This window comes from Planktothrix rubescens CCAP 1459/22 (assembly GCA_904830895.1).
GTDB lineage: Bacteria > Cyanobacteriota > Cyanobacteriia > Cyanobacteriales > Microcoleaceae > Planktothrix > Planktothrix agardhii.
The window spans coordinates 2,475,199-2,501,672 of sequence record LR882958.1; the positions used below are offsets into that span (position 1 = coordinate 2,475,199).

Here is a 26,474-nt window from a genome sequence, read left to right on the forward strand (position 1 = left end):
CAAGCAGTAGATCAAAGTCAAATTTTTAAATTTGAATGGAAGACAGGAATAGGAATTATTGAAAATAATGTTGATGTATATCCTAATTTTACTTATCCTAAACTGGCTAGTTGCTTAAAATGTGATACAGATAATAATACTCTGCGCGACTGTTTAATAGAAATGAATCAAACTAAATAAGAAAAAGATTTTTTCTATAAACATGGAAAATTTTCTCAATGCAGAAAAATCAGAAAAAACGATGCCCCTATATTAATACCTCAAGCATGGATTCAATGGCATTCATCATCTAAAGATAAATTAAAACCCACTCATTCACTTAAAGATGATATATATCGTATAGATTTTGTTGCATTTTGGAATAATAAAAGGTTTGCTATTTTAATAGATGGTGAAAGCCATTACTCCAAGCAAGAATCTTATTCAAAAACTTTGAAAGAAGATCGAGATTTACGCCAAAAAGGATGGGAAATCTTCAGAATAAGTAACTGGGATGTAGACAATCGAGTTAACGATATTTTAGAAGAATTAAAAGAATTCATTGGTTTTTAGTTTTTAAAATATTTGATCGCTTTTAATTTCTATAGTATAATTATGTTTTAAAATAATAATTATTTCCAACCATATACCCGAATATTATTAAAATTTACGGTATCAATTCCGATTTTTTGCAAATAGTGAGCTAACCTTAAATCATCCGTTAAGACTAAATAGCGATCGCCTGCTAAACTAATAATATATAGCTCTAAAATAACAGTCATAAGCAAAAGTCTATATTGATATTTTATCACATCCATAAATTAGCAGGATTGTCTTGATCTTCATCCCACTTATCTGGATTATTAACAATATATTCCTGAATCTTAGCTAATGAATGTTCATCTCGAATAACATGATCATAAAATCGGGGTTGCCATGCAAAATTATCGTAACCATTTTTACGACACCAACGAGTTACAGAAGATTTATAAGCATTAATAATAGCTTGTAAGGAACCTGGTTTTAACGGGGCAAATTTGTTAGATTCATCCGTCCTTTGTAGAGACGTGCTTTGTAGAGACGTGCCACGGCGCGTCTCTCCTTGATCTCCGTGCGTCTGTTCGTGACTCTCTTCGTTATGCGATCGCTCAATAACAATAATCCCATGTACATGATTAGGCATGATAATATAAGCATCTAGGTAAACATCCTGAAAATGATTCGGAATGTCTGACCAAAATTTAGTCGCAATTTCACCAATAGCAGAAAATTGAATATTACCGGAAACGATATCACCAAAAAACCACAGTTTATCCTTTGTGCAAATGGTGACAAAATACCAGCCATTGGCAGCATAATTATGATGAGGTAATCGTGTAGATTCAATCCGATATTTATTTTTATATAATGTCATCGGTGTTTATTATTGGTTTTTATAGGATATCAGGGTGGTGTTCCCTAGACCTGGTAGAGACGCGCCATGGCACGTCTCTACAGGGGAATAAGGGTTTTTTTATTCAACCCCTTCAATTCGGTCTTCAACTTCTTGGTATAACTCCCGCAGACGGTCTAAATTCTCATCGCTGGTTTCCCAATAGCCGCGACCATTAACCTCTAACAAAGTGCTAATAATCTTACGGAAAGAATGGGGGTTTAAGTTCAGCAAACGTTTCTGCATTTCTGCATCTTGAATAAACGTTTCATTCACATCTTCATAAACCCAATTATCCACCGCCCCGGCTGTAGCACTCCATCCCATTGTATTAACCAGGCGCTTAGAAAGTTCACGCACCCCTTCATAACCATGGGATAACATTCCTTCATACCATTTCGGATTTAGAAGTTTTGTTCGTGCATCCAAACGCACCGTTTCCGATAGCGTCCGCACCTGTGCATTAGCTGTTGTCGTATCCGCAATATAAGAGGTCGGTTTTTTGCCATCCTTGCGTAAATTAGCAATTAATTTCGTCGGGTCAGAATCAAAATAATGGGAGACATCCGTTAAACTAATTTCCGAAGAATCTAAGTTTTGGAATGTGACTTCTGCGGTTTTTAACGCCGACTCAAAGATATTTCGATCCTGTTCCATCATCCCCGGATTATCAGAATTAAAGGCAAAAGATTTGCGCTTTAAATACATTTCCTGTAACTCAGATTCCTGTTCCCAACTACTATTTTCTACGGCTAAATTGACGTTAGAAGAATAGGAACCGGAAGCATTACTAAATACCCGTGTAGCAGCTTGTCTTACCGATACTCCTAACTCCTTCGCCTGTTCTAAAGCGTGTTTGCGAACGAAATTCATTTCCAAAGGTTCATCAGATTCCGCAGCCATTTTTACCGCTTTATCTAATAGTGCCATTTGGTTAATAAATAAGTCTCGGAACACCCCAGAACAGTTGATCACGACGTCAATTCGAGGCCGTCCCAATTCTTCTAAAGAGACTAACTCCAACTTATTCACCCGTCCCAAGGCATCGGGTACAGGTATAACCCCCACCATCCACATAACTTGAGCCAGAGACTCACCGTAAGTTTTGATGTTATCGGTTCCCCAGAGGACGACGGAGATGGTTTCGGGGTAATTTCCACCATTTTCAACCTGTTGCCGTTCTAACAGCCGTTCTACGACGATTTGAGCAGATTTAACTGCTGCCGCCGTGGGGATGGACTGGGGGTCGAGGGCGTGCATATTTTTGCCCGTCGGTAAGACATCGGGGTTACGGATGGGGTCGCCTCCTGGCCCTGGGATGATATATTCCCCTTCCAACGCCCGCAGCAAGGAGCCCAACTCGTTATCAGCGCAAATTTGTTGTAAGCAGAATTCCAAATACTCAAATAACGGTTTAATGGGTTCGGGGTCAACTTTGGTGAAACCGAACTCATGCAGTGCTTCAATCCAGGGTGCTTTTTTACCCATATTGAAGAAGTTGAGTTTGGAGACTAGGGAAACCCGTCCTTCGGCGTCGGTTTGTTCGTTAACTAAGGCGATAACAGCCGCGCGGCACGCTTCAGTGATTTTTTGTAATAACTCCACATCCGCTAACAACCCTAAGTTATTGTTAGAGTAGAGTTCCTCAAGATTGCGGTTCAGGCTATTGGCAATAATTCGGGGTAAGCTGAGAAGATTATCTTCTTCCCGATCAATACTAGCGATATTTACCAGAGTTGAAATTGCTTCTTCGGCCGTGGGTGGTTTACCAATAACGTGCAACCCACAGGGTAATAACCGCGACTCAATTTCCATTAACCGCCGATAGACCTGTCCAACAATATGATCCCGTGCTTCGGGGGTTAATTCCGCCGCATCGGTTTCGGGAAGGGTAATATCTTGGTCAAAATTAACCAAGCGGGATTTATCTATAATTGTGTTAACAATTGCCACACCCCGACCGCTATCTTTTAGGGTTTGATAAGACCCAATTAACTCGTTGAGTTCTTTCAGCCCTTTATATAACCCAGCGTTTTCCGCAGCCGGAGTTAAATAAGAAATCGTGGCGGCATAACTCCGCCGTTTGGCAATAGTAGCCTCGCTGGGGTTATTGGCGGCGTAGTAATACAGGTTGGGAATATTACCAATTAAATTATCGGGGTAGCATTCTCCCGACATTCCCATTTGTTTACCTGGCATGAACTCTAACGATCCGTGTGTGCCGAAGTGTAATACTGCATCGGCTTTCCAGACTTTCTCTAAATAGGTATAGTAGGCGGCGAAGCCATGATGGGGACTCGCAGACCGGGAGAATAACAACCTCATCGGGTCGCCTTCATAGCCGAAGGTAGGTTGAACTCCGATAAACACATTCCCAAACTGTTTGCCGAAAATCAATAAATTCTCGCCGTCGCTGTTTAAGGTTCCCGGTGGTGGCCCCCAATTCTCATTTAAGCGCTCAAAATAGGGGGTTAACTGTTCATATTCACCCACGGACATCCGATAGGCGACATTTAATTCCGGACTCTGATATTGGGCGGTGGCGTCGTGGATAACTTCCTGCATCAGTTTCTCAGCCGACTCAGGCAGGTTTTGAATATCGTAGCCATTGCCCTGTAAGGCTTTCAGCACTTCGTAAATAGAACCAAACACATCCAAATAAGCCGCCGTCCCGACATTTCCCTTATCCGGGGGGAAGCTAAAAACGGTAATAGCAACTTTTTTGTCTAATTTGGGTTTTTTCCGCAGATTAGCCCATTTTAAGGCACGTTGGGCGATCGCTTCGATCCGGTCTTGTAAGGCGATCGCTTTTCCGGTAGCACCATCCCGTCCTGATATAATAATTGGTTCGATCGCACCATCAAGTTCAGGAATAGCAATTTGCAGCGCCACTTGGATCGGGTGTAGACCTAAATCACTTTCTTCCCATTCTTCAGTGGTTTGGAAGACTAAAGGCAAGGCCACCATATATGGGCGGTTCATCCGCTTTAAGGATTCTATCGCCTTCGGGTGATCCTGTCGAGCCGGGCCACCAACTAAAGCAAAACCCGTTAAGGAAACAATAGTATCCACAAGAGGTTGGGGTGGAATACCTTTCGGGGGGTGATCCCAGAAATACTCATCAATGGGTTTAGAAAAGTCCAAACCTCCCGCAAACACAGGTAATACCCGCGCCCCTAAAGCTTCAATTTCCTGTACCATGGCCACATAATGGGCATCATCTCCGGTGACGAGGTGAGTCCGTTGCAAGACTAACCCCACACAGGGAGCGAGGGGATCTTTTTGATCGTCGGAAATATCGTCGCGGCTATTATTCCAATGGAAATACTCTTTAGCATCCTCGAACATTTTTGGCGCCAGGGGATGCCATATTCCCATATCGGGATAAGTTACAGGATCGGCAAATTGCAGCTTGTCTTTGCCCGTGAAAACATATTTTGATCCTAACATCAGCAGGAAGTTTTCCAGGTTTTCAGAAGAACCCCCTAACCAATATTGGAAGGATAACATAAAGTTGCGGGCATCCTGGGCCTTGTCCATCGGTAGATATTTCAGGACTTTAGGCAAAGTTTGCAACAACTTCAGCATGGCATCTTGGAAAGAACTCCCCGACTGTTCTTTACGTTTCTTCATAAACTGGGCGATCGCACTTTTGCTTTGTCCCAGTTGCGCCATCGAAAACGTCCCCATCTTGTTCAGACGCATCACTTGCGGCATGGAGGGGAACACCACTACCACATCCAGTGTATCCCGATAGGGGGCTACGGCCTCAACGAGTTTATCCGCTAAATCTTCAATAAAAATCAGGGAGGCTATGAATATATTAGCCCCAGATAAATCTTGTTTAAAACTTTCGTAGTTTTCGGGAGATCGTAACTCCTCGATCAAATAACCGCTAATTTCGATCGCAACATTAGGGTTATTTTTGTTAATAGACTGCACTGCCGCCGATAGGGCGCTTTGATATTGCGCTTCTAACACCACGTAGACGACTTTCATCAGTTGTCGCCCGTTTAGGTCATCTGGCTTGATGTGTCTAATGGCGGGTTTTACATAAGTAAACATATCTTAATTTGTTCCTTTTTTGTCTGCTGCTTTTTTAGGGTGATCGGCGATGGGCATTGCCAGATCATTAGGACTCACCTTTGAGTATTCTTACCAGAAAACGGTCATTCTGGGCAGGTTTGATGACCCTTCGCAACAATTCGACAAGAAAAATGTCATAATTTTTCACATTTCTTGACTTTTGTGACTTTTTAGTTTTTTGGAATTATTAGCAATAAGAAAGAATCGGCAAAAATCTAAATAACTACTAGAAATTGCTAAAATAGGAGTAGAACGAGCAATTGAAACCGATGAGCAGACAGTGACTATTTGGATAAATCAACAACTTGAAAGATTAGGAATCAATCTAAGAAAATCAAGGATAAAATCATGAAAAGTAGAGAATTTTTTATGGTGACTCATAGTTTGGGCAATAGGTTGTGTTAAAATTCAAGTAACTCCATCAAGTTTGGTTAATACTATGATCGGCACTATCTCCCAATCTCTAGTTGTCAATCAAGCGGACATAGATGATTTAAAATTATTCTATCAGTTTCGCCGTGAGTATGATGTTGTTCAATTTTTAGCAATTCATCCCAATCTATTATCAATTTTGGTATTAGGTAAAGATTTAATCAGCCAATATTTCCCCGAATCAAATGTATTTCTTGACTGGATTTTAGATCCAGAATTAGCTGAGTCTCAATTGGTTGTTTACCTAACAAGAACAATTGCAGATACAGAAGCAGCGATTGAACAAATTGAAAAACTTTCTGATCAGTGGTTAGGAAGCTATGACGGTGATATCTGCAGTCAAATTTATGTCAGATATGATTATTTATGACTTTCTTAGTGTCTTAGTGCCTTTGTGGTTACTTCAAAAATCACCGACTGCACCAATAACCAACTCTCCCCGATTTTCTTTTTCCGCACATTCTTGATTTAATTCTAAGAGTTTTTCTAAAATATTATCCTCGGATTTAAAATGATATGCTTCCCTGACTAACTGATCTAGTTTTTGATGCAATTTATAGAGTTGTGATGCAGGTTCATGGTAATATTGATTATATAATTGAGTAATTCCCCAGCTTTTGCGATCCGTTGTTTAAAAGTTGCACCCGCTTGTAATGCACCTTCATATCCAAACACTCTATAATCCAGAAATGGCAAAAGTTTTCGGAGAGTGACAGAAGAGGGATATTTGTTAACTTTGAGGATTTTCCGACAAACTCCCTAACGAAAGTGTATTATTCTGATCCAGATTATCCAAGTCATCTAAAATGGCGACAATTTCCCGTTCAAAAGTTACTTTTGCTCGATTAGTTTTCCCCCCAATATAAAGGCGATCGCCATCTTTTAAAGCCCAAATTTGAGAATGGGAAACATAACTCATCATCACACTAATCATTAATAATCCAAACCCTAAATAAACAATAGGAATCCCCGGATCGGCTTTAATTTGTAGTCCCGTACTTCCAATAATTTCATCAATAAATAAAGTCACCCCATCCACTTCCGTTGACATTCCCTTTCTAACCGTTGAAACTAATTCCCCCTTGCCATTATAAACTAATACATTTCCTTTTAAGTCCCTAGCTAAGACAGAAACCCCGGCACTAAAATCCGGTTTAATTGGAATCCAAGTTCCCCAAATTCTGCCCTTTCCTTGGGTGTCTAATTGTGCCATCGGTAAACGAAATACAGGGCTTTTATTCACCCGTACTCGTAACGCTGCAATACCCCAATCAGCTTGATAAAAAGTAACCCCTTGATAGTGCAAAGGTTCGTTAACATGAATGGTTTTGCGATCAACTTCTTCTCCTTGTTGATTTAATACGGATAAATCAGAATAAAATTGATCAATTCTACCTTCAGCATCATAATCAATCCAAAACCGATTTACTTTAACTGACCAATCTTTAGGTACTTGAGATTGAGAAAATTGTCCGGCATCTATGATATTTTTGACTTGAAAAGTATTTCCTCCTGGAACCAATTCTTGAGCCATAAATCCTGTCATAGAACCGATAATCGACCCGGCTAAAATAATTAACATACTAGCATGAACAATAATCGGCCCAATTCTGCCAATCAGTCCCCGTCTAGCATAGAGTTTATTGCCTTCTTGAAACACTAAATAATTGCGTTTTTTCAATAAAGGTTCTAAAGCTGTTAATGAACCTGTAGTTAATTCAGCACTTAAAGCAATATTTTGAAATTGTTTGGGTTTATCGTAATAGACCCAGCGACGGGCTGATTTTAAAGTAGGTAATTGTCGGGTAAAGGTGCAAGCAGTTAAGCTACTACCAAACAAGACTAAAAGGGATAAAAACCACCAAGTTCTATAAACATGATCAAGTCCGATAAATACTAGAAATTTCCAGGTTAAAAAGCCAAATAAAGCCGGATGTTCAGGGTAATTAGATTGATAATATTCTAGGGATTGTCCCTGTTCTAGCAGTGTTCCTGAAATACTGAAAACGGCAATCAATAATAACAATACAATAGCTAATCTTAAATCGGCCAAAAGGGGCAAAAGTTCTTTTCTAATCATCTTTTGCAGGGTTGTTTCCCCTGTAATTATTTTTTGAAATAGTGAAAGTTCCGTATCCATTTTTATTTTCCTTTGATTCAATTAAACGACGGGTAGAAATCTAAACAATAGCGAAAATACGCCAAATCCAACTAATAAAACTCCGCTTGTAGGTGTAATCCAACTTGACCATTTTCGCAGTGCTAGTAACTTTTTAATTGTGGCGGTAAAGGTTCCAGCTAATACTAATGGGGCGACATAACCTACTGCATAGGCTAGTAATAAAACTCCGCCTAAAATGACATCTCCGGTGCTTGAAACCCAGGCTAATAACGTTGCTAAAACGGGGGTACTACAGGGAGAAGCCACTAACCCAAAAGTTAATCCTAATAAATAGGATTTCAAGCTATGGGGAAACTCTTTAGGTATCCAGCCTATCGTATCAAAAGCGGGTAATTGGAGGGGGAGAGCTTCTAATAAATTTAACCCCATTAAAATTGCAATCACACTCGCAATAATGGGCAAACCTAAACCGATTTGACCATAGACTTGTCCGACAAAAGACGCTAAAATTCCTAACCCAGCTAAGGTGGTAGCCAGTCCTAATGCAAACCAAATAGATTGAATCGCAGCTTGTAGTCGATTTTCGGTTTCATAGCCCCCAATATAACCAATGGTAATCGGTAACATTGAGAGCATACAAGGGGTTAAACTGGTCAATAAACCCGCTATAAAAATAATGCCAATACTCAAAAAACTGAGATGATGGAGTTGAGTTTGAACTAGATTATTTGCCAGTTGTGCCAGTTCGTACAATCTAATTTGTAGGGTTTCCAGCATGAAATTTATTCAACAATTGGTGTCCTTTAATATACTATTATACCCTGTTTTGACTCTTAATTGATTATTCATGAATTGAACCATCGGGCATAACAGCACCTTGTAAAATTACGGTTTCTAAGTGAACGCCTTCGAGATTTGCTCCTTGTAAATTGGCATTACTAAGATTAGTAAATTGAGTGGCATCTCGAAATAATAGACTATTGACATCGGCAAAACTTAAATTACTATTTTCTAAATTAGCATATTGTAAATTTGTTCCCCGTAAACTGGCATGGCTTAAATTAGTTTGACTTAAATTGGTTCCCCATAATCTTGCCCCTAACAATTTCGCTTTTTCTAAATTAGCCGATCTCAGATCAGCTAAAGTTAAATTAACTTCCAATAAGCTCGACTGGGTTAAATTAGCTTCAGATAATTTAGCCTTGTTCAGATTTGCTCTTAATAAATTAGTATTTTCTAAGTTAGCTTGTCTTAAATCGGCTCCCGATAAGTTAGCATATTTTAAGTTAGCTTCTCTCAAATTAGCTTGTTTTAAATTGGCTCCTGATAAGTTGGTATTTGATAAATCTAATCCCTGTAAATTAGCTCCTTCTAAGTTACAATATTTCCAAAGAGATGAATGACAATCTTTGGTTTCTAGCAATTGTTGAATTGTTTTCAAATTAGTCGCATCGGCAGGCAATATCCAGCCCACCATTAAACTTAAAATTAACCCAATTTTAATCACGAAAGCAATTTCTTTCATGGCATAACCTAGATATTGATGGCACTTCAACAAATTATAGTTTATCTCAAAATTGCCTCCTAGATGGTTAAACGGGTCTAAAAACACTCCCAATTGGGGGATAAGTCAGTCGTCCGACAAAAAAATGTCGGGTACTGGGTCAGATGCTATCTATAGTTTAAATTAAAAATTACATCATTTTCTTGACTTATATCGAATTTTGTATCAAATTAGAAGGTAGGATTCTGGCTATACAAAGGACAGCAAAATGCCGACAATTAACTCGACCTGGGATGACTTAATTCTCCAATGTGACGGGCGATATTTGACCAATGCAGAACTCAAGCCTCTGCATCAGTACGTTCAGACTTTAAATGCTCGCACCAAAACCTATGAAGTTCTACGGGTAAAATCAGCAGGTTTAATCAAACAAACCCTGAAGAAATTCATGTTTTCCCATCCAGAAATCATGGAAAAGCATTCAAAACGCTGTGTGTATGATATGTCAATGACGATGTGTCTGATGTCCGTGGCTTTATTACGCGATGACCCGCACTTTTTTAAGGAATCTTTAATGTTATGGTTAGCCAATATTTTGGCAGCCCACGAAAAAAATACCCAATGTCTACAAGCCTATACCTATCTTCAAGAAGCCTTACAAGAACAATTGCCCAGTGTGTGTAATCAATTATTAAAGCCCTATATGGACATTATTTTAGAAGTTTTAGATACTCCCCCTAAACTATTAGCAAATGTCCAAAGAAGTGGGGTTTAAACCCGATTGATTTTGTATTGTATATCAGGGTGTTATTTGATTTCTAGCTACAGAAATTATAATTTCAATTGATCATTTCATTGCCAATCACTCCAACTTAACTTTGAGTATTGATGCACACAGGAGTTTAATTTATGTCCCTAACTCAACCGGTTACAACTCGTCATGATGCTTCCCCAGAAGAACGAGAGTTTGTTTTAAAACAAATTTATCAGCAAGTAATAGAACGTCAACTTTATGAGTTTGAACACAAGCAACTTGCGGATTTAGAAAAAGATTTTATCAAGGGGAAAATAGGGATTCGACATTTTTTAAAAAGTCTGGCGGTTCGTTCTGTCTATTTAGAGCATTTTTATGAAAATAGCTCTAATATGAAATTCATTGAAAATGCTTGTAAACATTTTTTAGGACGAGCTCCGAGAAATAATCAAGAAATTCAGAAATGGGATGATATCTTAGTTCGCCGTGGCGTTGGCGCACTGGTTTCAGAAATAGTAGACTCGGAGGAATATCGTAAATCCTTTGGTTATTTTACTGTTCCCTATTGGCATGAACACCGTTATGAATCCGCGAGTGAATATATTGAAAATGAGCGTTTAGGTCATGAACACGCGGGACAAAGAGGCTGGGCAATTCCTAACCATTATCAACATGAATTACACATTGATTGTGATGGCGGAACTTGTGTTCGAGAGGAGGATAAATTAACAGTTGAACCTATACAAAAAACCCAAGAAACCTTGGATTTTTCCTCGGATACAAAGATTACAGCCAGACATATTCAACGGCTATCAGCCTGTGTTAAGGAAATTACAGATATTCTCTCCCTGTATCCTCAACCTGTGAGTCAACAAGAGATTGAAACTGACCTTCAGCAAAAAGTGTTGGAGTATGTCAGTGCGACAAATGCCAGTTTACTGTTTAAAAATTAAAACCAGGGTGGGCAACCCCCACCTTTGATTTTTCTATAGCAATATACTGATCAATTAAGAATTTATTTAAGTTTTATATTATGCCAATTAACAAATATCTTCATACTGCAATTTTAGTCTCTAATTTAGAACAATCAGAACATTTTTATAGTCAGGTTTTGGGCTTGGAAAAAGTTGAACGTCCGTTAAATTTTCCGGGGATTTGGTATCAAATTGGTGAGGTTCAAATTCATTTAATTCAAGCTGAAACTGTAATTAATGATCAAGTTAATGATGAGAAGTGGGGAAGAAATCGACATTTAGCTTTTTCGGTTGAGAATTTAGAAGCCGCAAAACAACAGCTAATTGCTGATAATTATTCGATTCAAATGAGTGCTTCTGGTCGGGCGGCATTATTTACAAAAGATCCCGATGGCAATATTATAGAATTAAATGAACAATGAAAATTATTGCCTATTCTTATACCGATCCTTTGTTTGAACAGCCTCCTGATCGGATGATTTGGGGATGGGAAGTGGATCGGGTTTATCAGGATTTAGGGGGAAGACAGGAACTCGAAGACTTGTTACAAGATTGTAATTTAGAAGCACCGGATTATTTATTAATTCGACGGTTAGAGGAGTTGGGAAATTCCGTTTTAGAGGTGAGCGATCGCTTACAACAATTAGAATCTTTCCAGATTAATATTATTGCCATTGAGTCGGATTTTAAGACCTCTGTAGGTGAAATTAATCGTTCCGATTTAATCCAATTATTTATAGAAATTCAAAATCGCCAACGCAGTCGCCGCATTTGTCACGGACACGCTAAAAATAGAATTAAAGCCTTACCTCCGCCAGGGAAAGCACCTTATGGATATCGACGGGGAAAAGAGCGTTATATTTTAGATCGGAGTGTTTCACCTATTGTTAAAGAGTTTTTTGATCGATTTTTAATTTATGGATCTTTGCGGGGTGCGGTGCGACATTTAGAAAAACGTTATGGGAAAAAAATATCAGTAACTACCGGAAGAAGATGGTTAACAAATCCCGTTTATCGAGGGGATTTAGAATATAAAAATGGAGAGATTATTTCTAATACCCATCCTCCAATTATTTCCAGAGATGAAGCCGCCCAGGTGGATCGATTATTACGGCGAAATCAACGACTTCCCCCTCGAACAGCCAGTGCACCGCGTTCTTTAGCGGGGTTAGTTAATTGTGGAGAATGTCAATCTTTAATGACTGTTGCCCGGGTTACAACCTATCGGAAAGACAGGGAATATTTATATTTACGTCCGATAAATTGTCCGAAAAATCCTAAGTGTAAAGCCCTATCTTATCAAATGGGATTAGAGTTAACTATTAAACGCATTTGTCAAGATTTACCGCAAGCGGTTTCTGGTTTGAATTTACCAGATTTACAGATAGTTAAACAAGGTATTATTCAGGAGATTAATCACAAACAAAATATTTTATTACAAATTCCCGATTTATTAACTTCTGGAATATTGGATTTAGAAACAGCAGATTTAAGAAGTTATAAACTGCGGATAGAAATTGCTCAGTTACAAGGAAAGTTAGCAGAACTTCTCCCAGTTAATTTAAAAGAAACGGCGCAGGCGGTTTGTATTCCACAGTTTTGGTTGGATTTATCGGAAACTGAACGAAGATTTTATTTTAGAGAATTTATTAGAACAATTGAGATTATTCGAGAGGGAGATAACTGGGACTTAAAGGTTGTCTTTATTTTTTGATTCAATTTTGTTGTAATAGTTGTTGATTTTGTTCCATAAGTTTCTTTTTTAAGTTACAAATGGTTAACTGATTTTTCACCCGAGCCAAGACCTCATCCACTTTAAAAGGTTTGGTAATATAATCTACCCCTCCAGCAGAAAAGGCTTGCATAATATCTTCAATTTGATTCAGCGCACTAATAAAAATGATCGGAATCTCATGGGTTTCTAAATTTGATTTTAGCTGACGACATAACTCATACCCATTGACACCCGGCATCCGAATATCTAATAAAATTACATCCGGTTTCAGACTCTCAATTGCTATCATTGCCATGGGCGCGTTTATGGCTTTGCGAACATAATATCCCTGTTGATTTAACAAGGCAGATAAAACTCGAATATTATCGGGTTCATCATCCACAATCAGCAAATTGCTATGAGAACTAATAATGTCTTGATTCATAATTTACCACTGGGGAGTTAAGGATAAAAGATTGATCAATTCTTCTCCGGGTAGAGGTTTAGCAAAGAAATATCCCTGACCAAATCCACAGTCTAATTCCCTGAGTATTTTCAATTGATCAACTAATTCAATTCCTTCAGCAACGACATTCATATTCATGGTTTTAGCTAAACTAATAATCACAGGAATTAAGCCGATATTTTCCGATGTTAGGTTTAGTCTTTGCACGAAGGATTTATCAATTTTTAGGGTATCAACAGGAAAAGAATGCAGATAACTTAGAGAGGAATAACCCGTCCCAAAATCATCAATACTAATTAAAATGCGACGTTTTCTGAGTTCTTTAAGAATAGTAGCAACGTCCTGATGATTGTCCATAATTGCACTTTCGGTAATTTCCAGTTTTAAACAGTCGGGGGAAAGTTGACTATGCTCTAAAACTTGATCAATTTGTTCTAATAAATTGGGTTGAGCAAACTGTTTTACGGATAAATTAACACTGACAAATAAATTGGGATCAATTGAATTTTGTTGTTGCCAAGTTCGTAATTGATGACAAGATTCTGATAAAACCCAATAGCCAATCGCTGTAATTAAACCGGTTTCTTCAGCAATAGGAATAAATAAACCCGGTGGGATTAATCCCCGTTTGGGATGACGCCATCTGACTAACGCTTCAAACCCGGAAATTCTGCCTGTAATTAAAGAGACAATGGGTTGATAATGGACAACTAATTCCTCTTGTTCAATCCCACGACGTAAATCCGTTTCTAACTGTAATCGTTCTAAAGCGGCGGTGTGCATCACCGGATCAAATAGATGATATTGTCCTTTACCTAGGGCTTTGGCTCGGTACATTGCCGTATCTGCATCTCGGAGTAAATGTTCCGGTTCGTTATATTCACAATTACCGATCACAATACCAATACTGGCATTAATAAAAATCTCGTGTCGTTCTAAGTTAAAGGTTTGAGAAAAACACTGTAAAATTTGATCTGATAGTGTGGTTACATCATGAAAGTTGGGAATTTCTGTTAATAAAATTGCGAATTCATCGCCTCCCAAACGAGCTAATGTATTTTGGGGTTTAACATAACAGCTAAGACGGTGAGCAATTAAAATTAAGAGTTCATCTCCAACTAAATGACCCAAGGAATCATTCACTACTTTAAAGCGATCGCAATCTAAAAATAACACCGCAAACTGATAGTTCAGATTAGCTTTTGCCTGATGAATAGATCGGCGTAAATCCGTCATCAATAAAGCCCGATTAGGCAAGCCTGTTAGGGAATCATGCAGTGCCATTTCTAATAGTTGAGTGTTGGCTACTTCTAATTCCTGAGTGCGTTCTTTAACCCGGGCTTCTAGTTCCGCATTCAAGACCCGAATCTCTAATTCCGCGGCTCGTAAAGCCAATTGATTTTGAACTCTGATTAAGACTTCTTCAAACTGGAAAGGTTTGGTAATATAGTCCACACCTCCAACTTGAAAGCCTTTAACTTTATCGAGAACATCATCTAAAGCACTCAAAAAAATAATTGGGATTTCTGCGGTTTTAGCATCGGCTTTCAGATTTTGGCAAACCTCATAACCATCCATCTCCGGCATCATAATATCTAGGAGAATTAAGTCGGGAGCAACGGTTTGAACCGCGGTTAAAGCCATGGGCCCACTCAAAGCTTTACGCACATTATATCCCTGACAAGTCAGCATTCGGGACAATAAATGCAGGTTATCCGGGGTATCATCAACGATGAGAATATCTTCCGTTTTTGTGGGATCAAGGTTGTAATGATTCATTTGGCAATTAGATAAGATAGGGGATGGATTGAGGCTTGGGGACTTTGATCCTAGAAATAATCCATATCCCAAAGCTCGTGTTCTTTAATAATCCTTCATATTAAAATATAGTTTACGATTATAACATTTTTTTGCTACTTAACTCAAGCCCGTTGAATTGTGATCCGATTAACATTTATATCAAGGTTTATAAAAACAATATTAATCAGGAATAGATACCTCTGGCCGATCTTTTTTCTGTTCTTGCTTTTGAATATTAGGTAATTTGAAAAGTACACCAACTAAAAACCAATAATAAACCGCTACTGGATCGGTATCCAGAGGATACCAGTAGGGATTATAACTAATTAAAACAATAAAAATCCAGAAAATAATTCCATAGCCCCACAGACTATTATCCTGTAATTGATGATAGGATTTAAACCCTAAAACCGTAATATTAGTTACTAAGAACAAGAAAGCAGCTACTCCAAATGGCCCAATTTCATAGAACAATTTAGGATAATAGGCTTCAATTAATCGAATTTTTCCTAATCCTCGGGCTGAAGTTGTAGCTTGCCCTAAACCATTACCTAAAAAGCCTCGATGGGCTTCCAAACTCAAATTAGTTTGCTTGGTTAAAAACACCGCCGGAGGATCGGCATTCCAACGTCCAATAAAGTTATCGACCCTTTCGGTCATGATTTCGGGTGCAACAATCCAGGTTCCCATGATAAAAACCAACATCCCCAAAACAATCACTAAAACTCGCTTAATTCTTGAAATGTGACTGGTGACAACCAGTAGTAAAATCACAATTGATGGAGAGGCTAAAAGGGCCGTTCTCTGACCGGAAACAATGGCATTTAGAATCACTAAAGCCAAGGTAACTAAACCTGTGAAACGCCAACGTAATTTGGGATCACTAAAGGATGTAGCAAAACAAAAAAACGTACTGGAAACTAAAAACCAAGCCCAATGCCAGGGGGCAACAAAAGTTCCGGGTAAACGAATAAAATTTTCTGCGGGTAAATATCCCAAAGCCCCTCCTACCAAACATTTTCGCTGCACATTTGCCCTCAATAATAAATGTTCGGGTAAACCCGTATTATCAGGGCAGTATCCGCTAACAACTAATCCAAATTGAATTAATCCTAAAATGCAGCAAATTAAGATTAAAATGACTTGTAACCGAGTAAAAAATTCTAGATCTTGACGATGACGAATTAGATAATAACCACAGGTGATCAGGGGAATATATCCGATTAAAACTTTTAAGCCAAACAGTCCTACAGCAAAGGGTTGATTATCCGTTGTCCCGTGTTTCTGTAGGACACCATTAACAGCAATTAATGTAACGATCGCAATTATAAATAAAATTAACAGAGGAATTTTAAGTTGCGGGGGATTAATTAGGGGTAACTTTTTTTTCCTTAATTCCACAACCAAACCGATTAATGCGGGTATATACAACCCATCTTTGGCTAAATGAAATAGATAATGATCGTTACCCACCCAATAAGAAATCGTCCCCGCAAAAGGTAAATAAATTAAAAAAGCCCATAATCCTTGACGGGGATAGCGCCAACAAAGCGCCATAATGATCAGAGCCAAAGTGATCAGGGTGATGGTAATTGCACTCAACCCATTGGCAAAAAGCAGTAGTCCGACTAACAATCCTACTGCGCTGACGATGCCCAAAAACCGCAGAAAATCCGATCTCGTGGCGGAGATATTTTCACTCTCAATAACAGGACAGGGGACTTGATTAAGTTCAGGGTTATCTTGACCCAGAAGTGATGATTTTTCAGGGGGGCTGTGGAAGTTAGACATCAGGGGCTAATAGTTATTTCCAACGTCGAGAAATTCTGGCTTCCCAAAGTTCCTGTACTCGCTGTTGCTCAGGAAAGGAAAGTTGTTCAAAAGCCTGCATAATCTCTAAATGGGTATGATCAATAATCAAAGCTGTGAGTTCACCCACCGTTTCAGCTTGTAATAAAGCTGATTGCAACAGTTGATTTTCAAGGGTGTGCAGATTCAGTTTTTTTTCTAAAGGTAAAAGTGTTGTTGCCATCGGATTTCAAACAAAAGATTACAGAACATTCAAAATAGGGGGGATTTTACTGCCGAAATCAGCGAGAGAATCACTCTAACTATAGCACCCCCAATAGGGTAACGCTAACCAGAAAACTGATGGCAAATCCTAAAGTACGTTTTTCATCGGCTTGGTAAGACGTTACAGTGTGGGCTTTTGAATTCATTGATTATAGCAAGAGGTAATCTTGATCTGGGAATTTTTGAGGAAAAGTCTGAACCGGAATACGATAATTAAAAAGGTGGCTTACGCCACCCAACGGACTAAACTAAACTTAAATCAGGATAATATGCCAACATATCATCGGTGCTGAGGGTATCCCCACTGGCTTGGGGTGTCCAGAGAATTTCTACGGCTAATAATTGTTCACTTCCAACCGAACCTAAACGACTTAATGCTTGACGTAATGTTTCAGGACTATTAACTTGAGGAAGTTCAATTTTCCCCAAAGTTCCTACCACTAATGTCACCACAATATATTCGTTGTCCGTGGCGGTTAACTCTCCGGTTTGACTCGCTAAAGTTGGATTATTTCCAGCCAAAGAATGGGCTGCTCCACCAATTAACTGATTATTAACATTAGACAGGGTTTCTTCAGCAAATTTACTGCGTTCGGCTAAAGCCCATTGATTAAATTTAGCTTCAGCCGAATTCATCCCCGTTTGTTCCGACGCCGAAGACCCATAGGCCCAATATTCAGGATGGCGTAACATGGCTAAGGTGGCTTCCTGCAAAACTTGGGCGCGACCGGAGGCCGAACCCGTATCGGCGGTTTGGGCCATGAGGTCTAAATCTCCTTGTAAATTTCGAGCTTGGGCCAGTAACCCCACTTGCAAACGGGCCACAGAAACCGTCGGGTTGCTGCTATATCCCGGTTCATCCTGTCCCTGTCCCATGGCTGACCGGATACTGTTGAAAATGAACCCGGCGAGCGCCATGAAAATCAGCAGGGAAAATAACCCACCCCCACCAAACCCAAAGAAGGGTATCAGAAAGGGAAATCCAAAACCGCCACCACCGTAGTACCCCCCTCCAGAACGGCCAGGACTGGTATTATAACTGCGACTAGGAGACGATCTAAAGGAGCCACCACCAATGCGTCCCCCACTTCTAGCGGCCAATACACCATCAACTTGACTGAAAAACAAAACAGCAACTAGGCTAAAAATAGCTAAGGGTTTTAAAAGTTTTTTGAACATAAATCACATCTCATTTTTTTAGGACATAGAAACTGGAAAATTCTCTTGAGGAAGACAACAGAGGCTCTATTGATTCCGGTTTACGGACTTCCTCACTTCCTTGATTGTGGGAGTTTTTCTACAATTTTATCTATACTGTAACGTTTTTTTAATTTTGCTTCAGCCAGATTCCGGTTCGGGATTTACCCTCAAGGGTAGGGAATTTTCTCCTGGTCTTCCTCGCGGATTTCCGTTACCTTTTACCGTCCTTGAGGTGATCGAGTCCGACACCCCCGCCAGAATATTTATCCAGGGGGTAGAAAAATTTTGCGATCGCTGTTATAATCAAAAATAACTGATAACTGATAACTGATCTAGCCACAGCCACTATTTTCTAGCGACTGTGGCTTTCTTTTTGGGATTAACCCTTAAACTCACTTCCAGTCGGGGAACAGGTAATAGGTAATGGGTAATGGGTTGTTCTCCTTAAACTTTAGGTTTAGAGGGGGGTGTAATCTTAAATTTATTTAAAAGATCATTAATTTCTAATAGTAACTCAAACTCTGATTCAGGCAATAAATCATAATGACTATTTTTTTCTAAAAAACTAAATGCTTGCCGAAATTGTTCCGGTGTTGCCATAATCGGGGAATCAAAATGACAAGGAATAATCCGGTTAAACTCCCATTTAGAAACTTGATTTGCCCAATTTAAGGTTTCTTCTGGGGCGCGATTTAAAATTAAAGTTTGTAAAATGGGAGCCACAAATAACTGCCCATTTCTGCTTAATGCTTCAAAGGTTTCTTGCCAATTGGGTTTCCATTTAAACGGATAAATCCCAAAATAGGCTTTTTTTGAACGGTCGGGAGCTTGCCACGATTCCCGCACCGCTTCCCCCAATTCTATCGTATCTAAAACACTCGGACGAAAATAAAAGGAAAATAACGAGATTCTCTGCCATCCTCGGCGACGGGTAGTTTCTGTATTTTCTACTTTATGAAAAGTATGATCTTTGGCATGGAATAAGAGGGGATAGGGATCTATTTGTAGAATCGCTGGAGGGGTGTTAGGAATAGAAACAATAGTATCAGTTACTAATAAAGTGTGCGATCGCTTATGGAAAAAAACTACCTCGGCAAATTGTCCAATTCCTAATGCTAAAGGGCCGAGAATTTTATAGTCAAATTCATCAGCAAAGGGTGTATTTCGACTGTCCTGGGGCAGAATATGGGTGCGTTTTGCGGGGAAACCTAACCAACTTAGGGGTAAATTAATCGGAAAACTCCACTGTCCGGGGGCGACAAAAACTTGGGCGTTGGGAAATTTTCGCGCGAAGGGGCCAACAAAAACCTTATGTTCAACTCCTGAAATCGTAGGTAGAATAATATATTTTACATCGCCATATTCTACAATTAATTCTCTGATTAAATTCAGACATTCTGGAGTTGGAGCAACGGGAGCATACACCAACAAACCCCCCTGTTCTAGTTTTACCACAGTCATCCGAATGGGAACTACAACATACAAAATCCCCTGTACCTGCTCAAATGTCCAAATGCTCTGGGGAACCACTTCCGTGCGGAGGGTGCGCCGCTGACTGTAGGGATAAATCGGGACAACGGGCCACAGGGGCCATGAAAATTCCTGCAATGAACGGTTTTGACGGGGTGCTTCTGGGGGTTTCCGAGGGTACTCCACTGTTTTTGTAACTCCTGTGTCCTGTAGGAAGACGCGCCGTGGCTCGTCTCTACTTTAGAATATCGGAATTTGTTCTAAACTTTCATATTCATCTAAAATTCCTTTTGGGGGTTCGTCTCGATGGACTAATATTCCGCGTATTCCTAGGGCTTTTGAACCTTGATAATCGGCTTTAAAACTATCACCAATATGCCAAACTTCTTGGGGTAAACATTGATGTTTGGTTAAGGCAATTTGGAAAATTTCAGCACTGGGTTTAGCGGCTCCTACTTCTGTAGAAATAGTCACGGTTTGAAAAAAATCAGCTAAATTTAAAGATTCTAAAACCGGATATAATCGGGAATCAAAGTTAGATAATACCCCTAATTCTATTCCTTGGGCTTGCCAATCTTTTAATTTAGGAAGAACATCGGGATAAACAAACCAAGGTTTTTCGGTTTCAAAATAATGATATAGGGCTTGAAAAAAAGCGGAGAAATCTGTAAAATCATTATAGAGTCCGACGGTTTTAAAGGTTTGTTCAGCGATCGCTTTCCACCATTCAAATTCTAAGGGGGGAATTTCATTGGGATCAACCCCTGGAAATGCCATAACCGGAGCCGCTAAAAAACAATTAAAAAACACTTTATCCAAAATTTTAGCTTCAGCATTGACCCCAAATTGTTCTGCAATAATTCGGTAGGCTTCCCCCACACTATGACGCACACCAAATAACGTCCCAACGGCATCTAAAAAAATAACACGGGGTTTTTCCATTGTAGAATTCTGCGAATTAGTCATATTTACGATTGCTATAATTAGCGATAAGCCGGGTTTATATAAACCCGGTTTGTTGGTTTAGAATATTAAATTTTAAGATGCGCTTAAGCGCAACAACGGAATATGAGTTATTCTCTATCTGCCATTTTTTGATCGATTGAAATTAAGAAATCCTGCAAGGGTTTGGTCATCCAATTAAACGCCACTCGAATTTGATGATCAAAGGTGGGGAAGCGATATAAATAGATTAAACGCCGGGTTAAATGGGCAAATTGACCCTCTAATTTTATCCCTAAACCTGTTAAGGTAGCGTTATTAGTTCCTAATGTCATCATTTCCCCTAAATTAATATATCGGAAGGGTAATAAGGGTCTTCTTGTTAATAACGCCCAAAGATTCCATCCGGTATAATCAGCTTGTTGAAAAGCGGCTTGGGCTGTGGTGGGAATTTTTTGACCGTCAGCGTCTTGAGATTCTGCTAAATCTCCTAATGCAAAAATTTCAGGATGATCAATTACTTGTAAGGTTGATGTGGTGACAATTTGACCTCGTTGATTGTGTTTTAAAGGTAGCGATCGCACTAACGGAGACACCTGGGTTCCCACTGTCCATAATACTAAATCCACTGGAATTTCATCAATTTCACCTCGATATTCTAGGGAAATTTTATTGACTTCAACAGCCGCTACAGTGGTTTCTAAATCTATCCAAACCTGGCGATTTAATAAGGCATTTCTAGCGGATTCTTGATTAAATTCGGGAGAAGTTTTTAAGATTTCTTCCGCTTGTTCAATAATTCTAATTCGTCCTTTTGTTCCTAGGCGATCGGCTAATTTACAGGCGAGTTCTACCCCACTATAACCGCCACCTACAATGGCTATTCTAATTTTATCTTGATCTAAGGTTTCTAATCGTCTTAACTGTTCTTCTAAACGGTAAGCATCAGCAATACTTCGGAAAGGAATTGCATAGTCTTTCGCCCCTGGAACTTTATCTAAAGCTGTTTCTCCTCCCATTGCCAAAACCAAATAATCATAGGAAATCTGCAAATCATCTTGCAATTTAACCTGTTTATTTTCAATATCAATTTCGCTAACAATTCCTTGACAAAACTGCACATTGGTATCTTTTAATAGATCTGCAAAAGCGGGGGCAATTTCCCAACTTTGCAGTTCATTAGTCAGTAATTCATACAGCAAAGGTAAAAACAAAAAATGGTCATTTTGATCCACCAGAACAATTTCCGGTTGTTCCGATTTTTGCCAAGGAAGTTGACTTAAACGTAAGGCGGTGTACAGTCCACCAAAGCCTCCACCAAGGATACAAATGCGGGTTTGCGGTTCAGTCATATTAAAATTAGGAGTTTTTGAGTCGGGCTGTTTCTTTCAACTAGGATAGCAATTTTAGTCAAAAAATGTTAAGTATTGCTACAAGGACGAAAATCAATTCCCTTTGTTTGGTAAAACATCTTAACTATAGTAATCCTATTTGAGTTGTGTTCAAAAGTCCTGGGCAAAAGGGAACGCCGGAACAGCCTCCCAAACCCCCCGTGCACGGGGGGCTAGGGGGGGAGGGAACAGGGGTAATACTTCTAGCTGTTTCATGTCAGTATTAAAATGTTACAACCTATTTAGGATTGCTATATAACGATTAATTTCCATTGGTTACAGTTTAAAAAACTTTAGGAGATAATTCCATGATGCTTTTAGCCGCGACCGTCGCCACTCCCGTCACCCACGCCTGGAGTCCTACCATCGCTATTGTGATGATTGTGTGTAATATTGTAGCGATCGCCATTGGTAAATTCTCCATCCAACAGCCTAATGCTGGCCCTCAATTACCTTCACCTAATATGTTCGGTGGGTTTGGCTTACCTGCGGTTTTAGCAACCACAAGTTTTGGTCATGTTTTAGGGGCTGGTGTGATTTTAGGATTATCTAGTTTAGGAGTTATTTAACTCATTTTATTTAGTAGGGGTAATTCATGAATTACCCCTACTTTTAATCATAATCCTGTCCTGACCCATATTTCCACGCTTCTAACCAACGATAATAATAGTATTGAGACGAAAGGGGTAATTTATTAAACATCGGTTCTAGGGTTTTTGCCAGGGGATATAAACCCGTATACAGCCCTAAATTCCAGTAGTGAATTGTCCAATTAATTAAACTGATTAACCCCACCTGGGGAATAATTTTAAAAATCAAACCGGGATGGGAAATTGCGGTTTTTGATAGGGTTTGAGTTAAGGCGGAAAACCTTACCACATCTTGCAAAAATGGCTTTAAAATTGGTTCTCCCAATTGTTCCATTTCTTGAAATACGGTAGTTAATAATTGATTAATTTGTTCGGGGTTAATAGTTTGTTGAATCCCCACACTCATCGACCTTTGAAATAACCAAGTTACGGATAAACTGGGTTGATAGGGTTGCAATAAAGATAGGGCATTTTGACTTAATTGATCAGTGGTTAAGGCTTGATCAATTCCATCCGTTAACCGTTGTAAATGACGTACCATCGCCCCAAATCCCCCAAAACTTAAGGGAGATTGATTTCCGCTACTATCTCCCACCGCCAAAACCCGATTCCAGGGCATTTTTAACGGACTATTTTTATAACAGGGAAAAAATCCAAATAACGCCCGTTTAAAGGTTAATTGATTTAACTCAATCTGTTGATATTCGGGTAACAGTTTAAAATAGTCTTCAAACAAAGATTCTAAACTAAACCGTTGGGGGTTAGCATCTAAATAGGTAAATAAATAAGTTGTTCTTCCATCCCTAGCCGGAAACGCTTCCCAAAAATATTGACATTGATTTTTTAAAGGAGTAAAAGAAGCGAAAATATCCCCCGTTTGATTATTAGGATATCCCGTCGCACAGGTTCCCACCACTAAACAAACTGCATCGGGTTTTTGTCCTTGTCTAGCTTGTCGAACTAGGGGGGAAAAATGACCCATTGCATCTATTAATAAGCGGGTTTTTAGGATGATTGACCTGTCCCCTAACCCCTCTCCTGCAAGGCGAGGGGAATGAATTTCGGTTACATTTACCGCCACACCATCAGGATGAATAATAGACCCTTGATAAGCCGTATTTTCTAATAATATTCCTCCGGCTTCTAAAAATTTAATTTTGAGAGTTTCTAATAAATAAACCGGATCAACTCCAATATTAAGAACATCTTTCACCCAAATATCATTACCCTGGGGAAAACTTAAACGGGCGGGGTTATATTCCGTAGCGATCGCTGTTTTTAATTCTACCTCAGATAGTAAATTTAATTCTACAAAAACCTCTAATTCCTGACGAGAAATATTCCATTCCTGTTCCCGTCCTTGGAGTTTTCCCCGTTCAATTAATCCCACTCGCCAGCCTTTTATTGCTAAGGTAGCACCGATTAAAATTCCCAGAGTTCCCCCACAAATAACTACATCATAATCCAGACTTTCCAAGGGTTTATCATCCTGTTTAATGGTATCAGGAAGGGGGAGAGTATTATTTTTTAACCCCGTCCAAAGTTCATCCGCTTTTTGTAGACCCTTGAAAGGATTTCCCTGGATTTGAGATAAAATTTCTTCAGTCAGAGACATATAAGTAGTTGCATAAAATAAATTACCTAGTTGAGAGAGGGAACATCGGAACAGCCCCCCCAAACCCCCCGTGCACGGGGGGCTAGGGGGGGAGGGAACGCCGGAACACCGGAACAGGGGTAATACTTCTAGCTGTTTCATGTCAGTATTAAAATGTTACAACTGATTTAGGATTGCTATATCTGTTAATTAAACCGAATAACCGTTTCTAATTCAGTCAAATGAGCGGTATCTCCGTTGAGTTCTAGTATCCATTTATCTCCATTTTGAACAATTTTCACTAAACAACAAAGGGAGGCTTTAATATCCATTTCTTCTAAGGTTGGAATTAATCCCATGGCTGTTCCTAATACCGAAGCACCATGTCCAACCAATAATAAATTATCATCGGGAAAGGTGTTAACTAAACGTTGGGAAGTTTCTCCGGTTCGTTGTAAACAATCTTTCCAAGTTTCAGGATAATTAGGAACTCCCAGAGGATGGGATAAATCAATTTTAGGGAATTTTTTAGCTAAAAAATCTGGGGATAATGTTTCTGGAAAACCCATCCATTCAGGATTTAACCATTCTCCTAAACCCCAATCTAATTTAAGCGGTAAATCTAATTTTTTAGCCACAGCATTAGCGGTTTGTACGGTTCTCAAAAAGGGAGAAGCAATAATTTGAGTAATTCCTTCTCCGACTAAACGATTAGCTAATTGTTGGGCTTGAATTTGACCATCCTCGGATAAATGGGGGTCATAAGGTCTTTCTGCGGTATCAAACCAGGCGGGATTGACAAAATCAATCCGATTTCCATGGCGGGCTATCCATACAGTTTTAGACATAGGTTAAGTTAATAGTATTGTGTTTCCCTTAATAAAGATCATACTTTAATAAAGTACAAGGTAAAGCACCATTATAAACCGCAATTCTTCGAGATGTTCTCAACCCCACTTGTTTTCCTAATGCCTTATTTCCTGTTAAAATATAAGCTGTCCATCCCTTAAACCGTTGTTTAAAAGTATCTCCTAATTGTTTATATAAAGGAGCTAAGTCTTCAGTATGACCCAAACGTTCCCCATAGGGAGGATTACAGATAATTACCCCATGAGCCGCCGGAGGTTCAACTTGAGATAATTCTATTTGTTGTAGTCGAATTTGTTTCGCTACCCCACAGCGTTGAGCGTTTTCCGAGGCTTGATGAATGGTATCTTCATCCTCGTCTGAACCGACAATCGGCGCGGTTAAGGTAGTTAATTGTGCGTCTAAAGCGTCCTGTTTTAGACTATCCCACAATTGAGCGTCAAAATCTTTCCACTTCATAAACCCAAAGGTTTCTCGGAATAGTCCGGGGGCAATATTTAAGGCTTTTAAACTGGCTTCAATGGGTAAGGTTCCTGAGCCACATAGGGGGTCTAAAAATGGTAAATCAGGATGCCATTCTGCCATGTCTAATAAGGCGGCAGCTAGACTTTCTTTTAAAGGGGCTAGTCCCACGGCCGGACGATATCCCCGGCGGTGTAAACTGCTTCCCGAACTATCTAAACTTAGAATCCCTTGATTTTCATGGATATGAAGATTAATCCATAAATCAGGATTATTAATATCAATATCAGAACGTTCTCCAAATTCCAAACGCTGTTGATCAATAATGGCGTTTTTGACCTGAAGGGCGGTAAAATGGGTATGATTTAAAACTTCATTTTTGCCTGTACAATTAACAGCAAAAGTATTCAGGGGTGATAAATACTGATTCCAGTCAATATTTTGAATTTCCTGATACAACCGTTCTCCATTGGGACAGGGAAATTCAGCAATAGGAACTAAAACCCGATATATAGTTCTCCCCCAAAGATTCACCCGATAGAGAAGTTGGCGGGAACCAGCGAAATGAACGCCAGCAAAATCAGGACGAACATCATGAGCACCGTTAGAGTCGATTAGAGGG

26 protein-coding genes are annotated in these 26,474 nt (G+C 39.3%); 8 read left to right on the top strand and 18 right to left on the bottom strand.

The features are described 5' to 3' along the window. The first annotated feature begins 330 nt into the window (after positions 1-330). A complete protein-coding gene (locus NMG86_RS11635; RefSeq protein WP_269147374.1) occupies positions 331-552 on the top strand; it encodes a DUF559 domain-containing protein in 222 nt (73 codons plus the stop codon). Positions 553-611: 59 nt separating this feature from the next. Here NMG86_RS11635 and NMG86_RS11640 read toward each other — a convergent pair whose 3' ends face one another. The 3 genes from NMG86_RS11640 to NMG86_RS11650 form a co-directional block, all read right to left on the bottom strand. Continuing rightward, entirely contained in the window at positions 612-761 is a 150-nt protein-coding gene (locus NMG86_RS11640; RefSeq protein WP_155806207.1) for a PIN domain-containing protein, read from the bottom strand. 26 nt (positions 762-787) lie between these two features. Next, a complete protein-coding gene (locus tag NMG86_RS11645) occupies positions 788-1,393 on the bottom strand; it encodes a transposase (RefSeq protein WP_026786823.1) in 606 nt (201 codons plus the stop codon). Between the two features lie 99 nt (positions 1,394-1,492). Continuing rightward, complete coding sequence (locus NMG86_RS11650; protein WP_026797684.1) at positions 1,493-5,476, bottom strand: magnesium chelatase subunit H; 3,984 nt, start codon at positions 5,474-5,476, stop codon at positions 1,493-1,495. Between the two features lie 460 nt (positions 5,477-5,936). Here NMG86_RS11650 and NMG86_RS11655 point away from each other — a divergent pair, with 460 nt between their 5' ends. Continuing rightward, on the top strand, positions 5,937-6,299 hold the full coding sequence (locus tag NMG86_RS11655; protein ID WP_043938681.1) for a hypothetical protein: 363 nt from the start codon (positions 5,937-5,939) through the stop codon (positions 6,297-6,299). 33 nt (positions 6,300-6,332) lie between these two features. Here NMG86_RS11655 and NMG86_RS11660 read toward each other — a convergent pair whose 3' ends face one another. From NMG86_RS11660 to NMG86_RS11675, 4 genes are all read right to left on the bottom strand, one after another. Then, positions 6,333-6,482, bottom strand: coding sequence for a hypothetical protein (locus tag NMG86_RS11660; RefSeq protein WP_199918668.1), 150 nt, complete (start codon positions 6,480-6,482; stop codon positions 6,333-6,335). A 177-nt stretch (positions 6,483-6,659) separates the two neighbouring features. Further along, positions 6,660-8,069 carry a cytochrome c biogenesis protein gene (locus NMG86_RS11665; RefSeq protein WP_026786818.1) on the bottom strand — a complete coding sequence of 470 codons (1,410 nt, stop codon included), beginning with the start codon at positions 8,067-8,069 and terminating at the stop codon, positions 6,660-6,662. A gap of 21 nt (positions 8,070-8,090) precedes the next feature. Then, a complete protein-coding gene (locus NMG86_RS11670) occupies positions 8,091-8,828 on the bottom strand; it encodes a cytochrome c biogenesis protein CcdA (protein WP_026793933.1) in 738 nt (245 codons plus the stop codon). 64 nt (positions 8,829-8,892) lie between these two features. Then, positions 8,893-9,576, bottom strand: coding sequence for a pentapeptide repeat-containing protein (locus tag NMG86_RS11675; protein WP_026797688.1), 684 nt, complete (start codon positions 9,574-9,576; stop codon positions 8,893-8,895). Between the two features lie 247 nt (positions 9,577-9,823). On the opposite strand from NMG86_RS11675, the gene NMG86_RS11680 reads away from it, so the two are divergent. The 4 genes from NMG86_RS11680 (at position 9,824) to NMG86_RS11695 (ending at position 12,997) form a co-directional block, all read left to right on the top strand. Then, positions 9,824-10,330, top strand: coding sequence for a bilin-binding protein (locus NMG86_RS11680; protein WP_026786815.1), 507 nt, complete (start codon positions 9,824-9,826; stop codon positions 10,328-10,330). A gap of 134 nt (positions 10,331-10,464) precedes the next feature. Next, positions 10,465-11,262 carry a phycobilisome rod-core linker polypeptide gene (locus NMG86_RS11685; RefSeq protein ID WP_026793935.1) on the top strand — a complete coding sequence of 266 codons (798 nt, stop codon included), beginning with the start codon at positions 10,465-10,467 and terminating at the stop codon, positions 11,260-11,262. Between the two features lie 80 nt (positions 11,263-11,342). Further along, positions 11,343-11,705, top strand: a complete 363-nt coding sequence (locus NMG86_RS11690) for a VOC family protein (protein ID WP_026793936.1) — start codon at positions 11,343-11,345, stop codon at positions 11,703-11,705. Next, positions 11,702-12,997 carry a recombinase family protein gene (locus NMG86_RS11695; protein WP_026797689.1) on the top strand — a complete coding sequence of 432 codons (1,296 nt, stop codon included), beginning with the start codon at positions 11,702-11,704 and terminating at the stop codon, positions 12,995-12,997. The genes NMG86_RS11690 and NMG86_RS11695 overlap by 4 nt, the downstream gene beginning before the upstream one ends. Position 12,998: 1 nt before the next feature. Here NMG86_RS11695 and NMG86_RS11700 read toward each other — a convergent pair whose 3' ends face one another. The 5 genes from NMG86_RS11700 to NMG86_RS11720 form a co-directional block, all read right to left on the bottom strand. Next, positions 12,999-13,442: a response regulator gene (locus NMG86_RS11700; protein WP_043938678.1), complete on the bottom strand. Its 444-nt coding sequence runs from the start codon at positions 13,440-13,442 to the stop codon at positions 12,999-13,001. Between the two features lie 3 nt (positions 13,443-13,445). Further along, on the bottom strand, positions 13,446-15,242 hold the full coding sequence (locus tag NMG86_RS11705) for an EAL domain-containing response regulator (protein WP_026797690.1): 1,797 nt from the start codon (positions 15,240-15,242) through the stop codon (positions 13,446-13,448). 201 nt (positions 15,243-15,443) lie between these two features. Next, entirely contained in the window at positions 15,444-17,054 is a 1,611-nt protein-coding gene (gene hpsL / locus NMG86_RS11710; protein WP_043938676.1) for a hormogonium polysaccharide biosynthesis protein HpsL, read from the bottom strand. Positions 17,055-17,067: 13 nt separating this feature from the next. Continuing rightward, positions 17,068-17,295 carry a hypothetical protein gene (locus tag NMG86_RS11715; RefSeq protein WP_043937060.1) on the bottom strand — a complete coding sequence of 76 codons (228 nt, stop codon included), beginning with the start codon at positions 17,293-17,295 and terminating at the stop codon, positions 17,068-17,070. A 284-nt stretch (positions 17,296-17,579) separates the two neighbouring features. Next, on the bottom strand, positions 17,580-18,515 hold the full coding sequence (locus NMG86_RS11720; RefSeq protein ID WP_026797691.1) for a DUF1517 domain-containing protein: 936 nt from the start codon (positions 18,513-18,515) through the stop codon (positions 17,580-17,582). 154 nt (positions 18,516-18,669) lie between these two features. Here NMG86_RS11720 and NMG86_RS11725 point away from each other — a divergent pair, with 154 nt between their 5' ends. Continuing rightward, positions 18,670-18,849, top strand: a complete 180-nt coding sequence (locus tag NMG86_RS11725) for a hypothetical protein (protein WP_141296021.1) — start codon at positions 18,670-18,672, stop codon at positions 18,847-18,849. Between the two features lie 131 nt (positions 18,850-18,980). Here the strand turns inward: NMG86_RS11725 and NMG86_RS11730 are convergent, their stop codons facing one another. From NMG86_RS11730 to NMG86_RS11740, 3 genes are all read right to left on the bottom strand, one after another. Beyond that, entirely contained in the window at positions 18,981-20,192 is a 1,212-nt protein-coding gene (locus tag NMG86_RS11730; protein WP_043937059.1) for a DUF4336 domain-containing protein, read from the bottom strand. Positions 20,193-20,246: 54 nt separating this feature from the next. Continuing rightward, on the bottom strand, positions 20,247-20,972 hold the full coding sequence (locus NMG86_RS11735) for an HAD-IA family hydrolase (protein WP_026797692.1): 726 nt from the start codon (positions 20,970-20,972) through the stop codon (positions 20,247-20,249). Positions 20,973-21,079: 107 nt separating this feature from the next. Further along, positions 21,080-22,300, bottom strand: coding sequence for an NAD(P)/FAD-dependent oxidoreductase (locus NMG86_RS11740; protein WP_026797693.1), 1,221 nt, complete (start codon positions 22,298-22,300; stop codon positions 21,080-21,082). 347 nt (positions 22,301-22,647) lie between these two features. On the opposite strand from NMG86_RS11740, the gene psaK reads away from it, so the two are divergent. Then, a complete protein-coding gene (psaK, locus tag NMG86_RS11745) occupies positions 22,648-22,908 on the top strand; it encodes a photosystem I reaction center subunit PsaK (protein WP_423212663.1) in 261 nt (86 codons plus the stop codon). Between the two features lie 43 nt (positions 22,909-22,951). Here psaK and NMG86_RS11750 read toward each other — a convergent pair whose 3' ends face one another. The 3 genes from NMG86_RS11750 to NMG86_RS11760 all read right to left on the bottom strand — a co-directional run bounded on the left by NMG86_RS11750 (position 22,952) and on the right by NMG86_RS11760 (position 26,467). Continuing rightward, on the bottom strand, positions 22,952-24,544 hold the full coding sequence (locus NMG86_RS11750; RefSeq protein ID WP_026797694.1) for an FAD-dependent monooxygenase family protein: 1,593 nt from the start codon (positions 24,542-24,544) through the stop codon (positions 22,952-22,954). A 185-nt stretch (positions 24,545-24,729) separates the two neighbouring features. Further along, a complete protein-coding gene (locus NMG86_RS11755) occupies positions 24,730-25,371 on the bottom strand; it encodes a histidine phosphatase family protein (RefSeq protein WP_026786804.1) in 642 nt (213 codons plus the stop codon). A 28-nt stretch (positions 25,372-25,399) separates the two neighbouring features. Then, positions 25,400-26,467, bottom strand: coding sequence for a THUMP domain-containing class I SAM-dependent RNA methyltransferase (locus NMG86_RS11760; RefSeq protein WP_087882175.1), 1,068 nt, complete (start codon positions 26,465-26,467; stop codon positions 25,400-25,402). Positions 26,468-26,474 lie beyond the last annotated feature (7 nt).

Coding starts and splice junctions, on each gene's coding strand:
- NMG86_RS11640 (WP_155806207.1), bottom strand. CDS start 761: ATGACTGTTATTTTAGAGCTATATATTATTAGTTTAGCAGGCGATCGC.
- NMG86_RS11645 (WP_026786823.1), bottom strand. CDS start 1,393: ATGACATTATATAAAAATAAATATCGGATTGAATCTACACGATTACCT.
- NMG86_RS11650 (WP_026797684.1), bottom strand. CDS start 5,476: ATGTTTACTTATGTAAAACCCGCCATTAGACACATCAAGCCAGATGAC.
- NMG86_RS11655 (WP_043938681.1), top strand. CDS start 5,937: ATGATCGGCACTATCTCCCAATCTCTAGTTGTCAATCAAGCGGACATA.
- NMG86_RS11665 (WP_026786818.1), bottom strand. CDS start 8,069: ATGGATACGGAACTTTCACTATTTCAAAAAATAATTACAGGGGAAACA.
- NMG86_RS11670 (WP_026793933.1), bottom strand. CDS start 8,828: ATGCTGGAAACCCTACAAATTAGATTGTACGAACTGGCACAACTGGCA.
- NMG86_RS11675 (WP_026797688.1), bottom strand. CDS start 9,576: ATGAAAGAAATTGCTTTCGTGATTAAAATTGGGTTAATTTTAAGTTTA.
- NMG86_RS11680 (WP_026786815.1), top strand. CDS start 9,824: ATGCCGACAATTAACTCGACCTGGGATGACTTAATTCTCCAATGTGAC.
- NMG86_RS11685 (WP_026793935.1), top strand. CDS start 10,465: ATGTCCCTAACTCAACCGGTTACAACTCGTCATGATGCTTCCCCAGAA.
- NMG86_RS11690 (WP_026793936.1), top strand. CDS start 11,343: ATGCCAATTAACAAATATCTTCATACTGCAATTTTAGTCTCTAATTTA.
- NMG86_RS11695 (WP_026797689.1), top strand. CDS start 11,702: ATGAAAATTATTGCCTATTCTTATACCGATCCTTTGTTTGAACAGCCT.
- NMG86_RS11700 (WP_043938678.1), bottom strand. CDS start 13,442: ATGAATCAAGACATTATTAGTTCTCATAGCAATTTGCTGATTGTGGAT.
- NMG86_RS11705 (WP_026797690.1), bottom strand. CDS start 15,242: ATGAATCATTACAACCTTGATCCCACAAAAACGGAAGATATTCTCATC.
- hpsL (WP_043938676.1), bottom strand. CDS start 17,054: ATGTCTAACTTCCACAGCCCCCCTGAAAAATCATCACTTCTGGGTCAA.
- NMG86_RS11715 (WP_043937060.1), bottom strand. CDS start 17,295: ATGGCAACAACACTTTTACCTTTAGAAAAAAAACTGAATCTGCACACC.
- NMG86_RS11720 (WP_026797691.1), bottom strand. CDS start 18,515: ATGTTCAAAAAACTTTTAAAACCCTTAGCTATTTTTAGCCTAGTTGCT.
- NMG86_RS11735 (WP_026797692.1), bottom strand. CDS start 20,972: ATGACTAATTCGCAGAATTCTACAATGGAAAAACCCCGTGTTATTTTT.
- NMG86_RS11740 (WP_026797693.1), bottom strand. CDS start 22,300: ATGACTGAACCGCAAACCCGCATTTGTATCCTTGGTGGAGGCTTTGGT.
- psaK (WP_423212663.1), top strand. CDS start 22,648: ATGATGCTTTTAGCCGCGACCGTCGCCACTCCCGTCACCCACGCCTGG.
- NMG86_RS11750 (WP_026797694.1), bottom strand. CDS start 24,544: ATGTCTCTGACTGAAGAAATTTTATCTCAAATCCAGGGAAATCCTTTC.
- NMG86_RS11755 (WP_026786804.1), bottom strand. CDS start 25,371: ATGTCTAAAACTGTATGGATAGCCCGCCATGGAAATCGGATTGATTTT.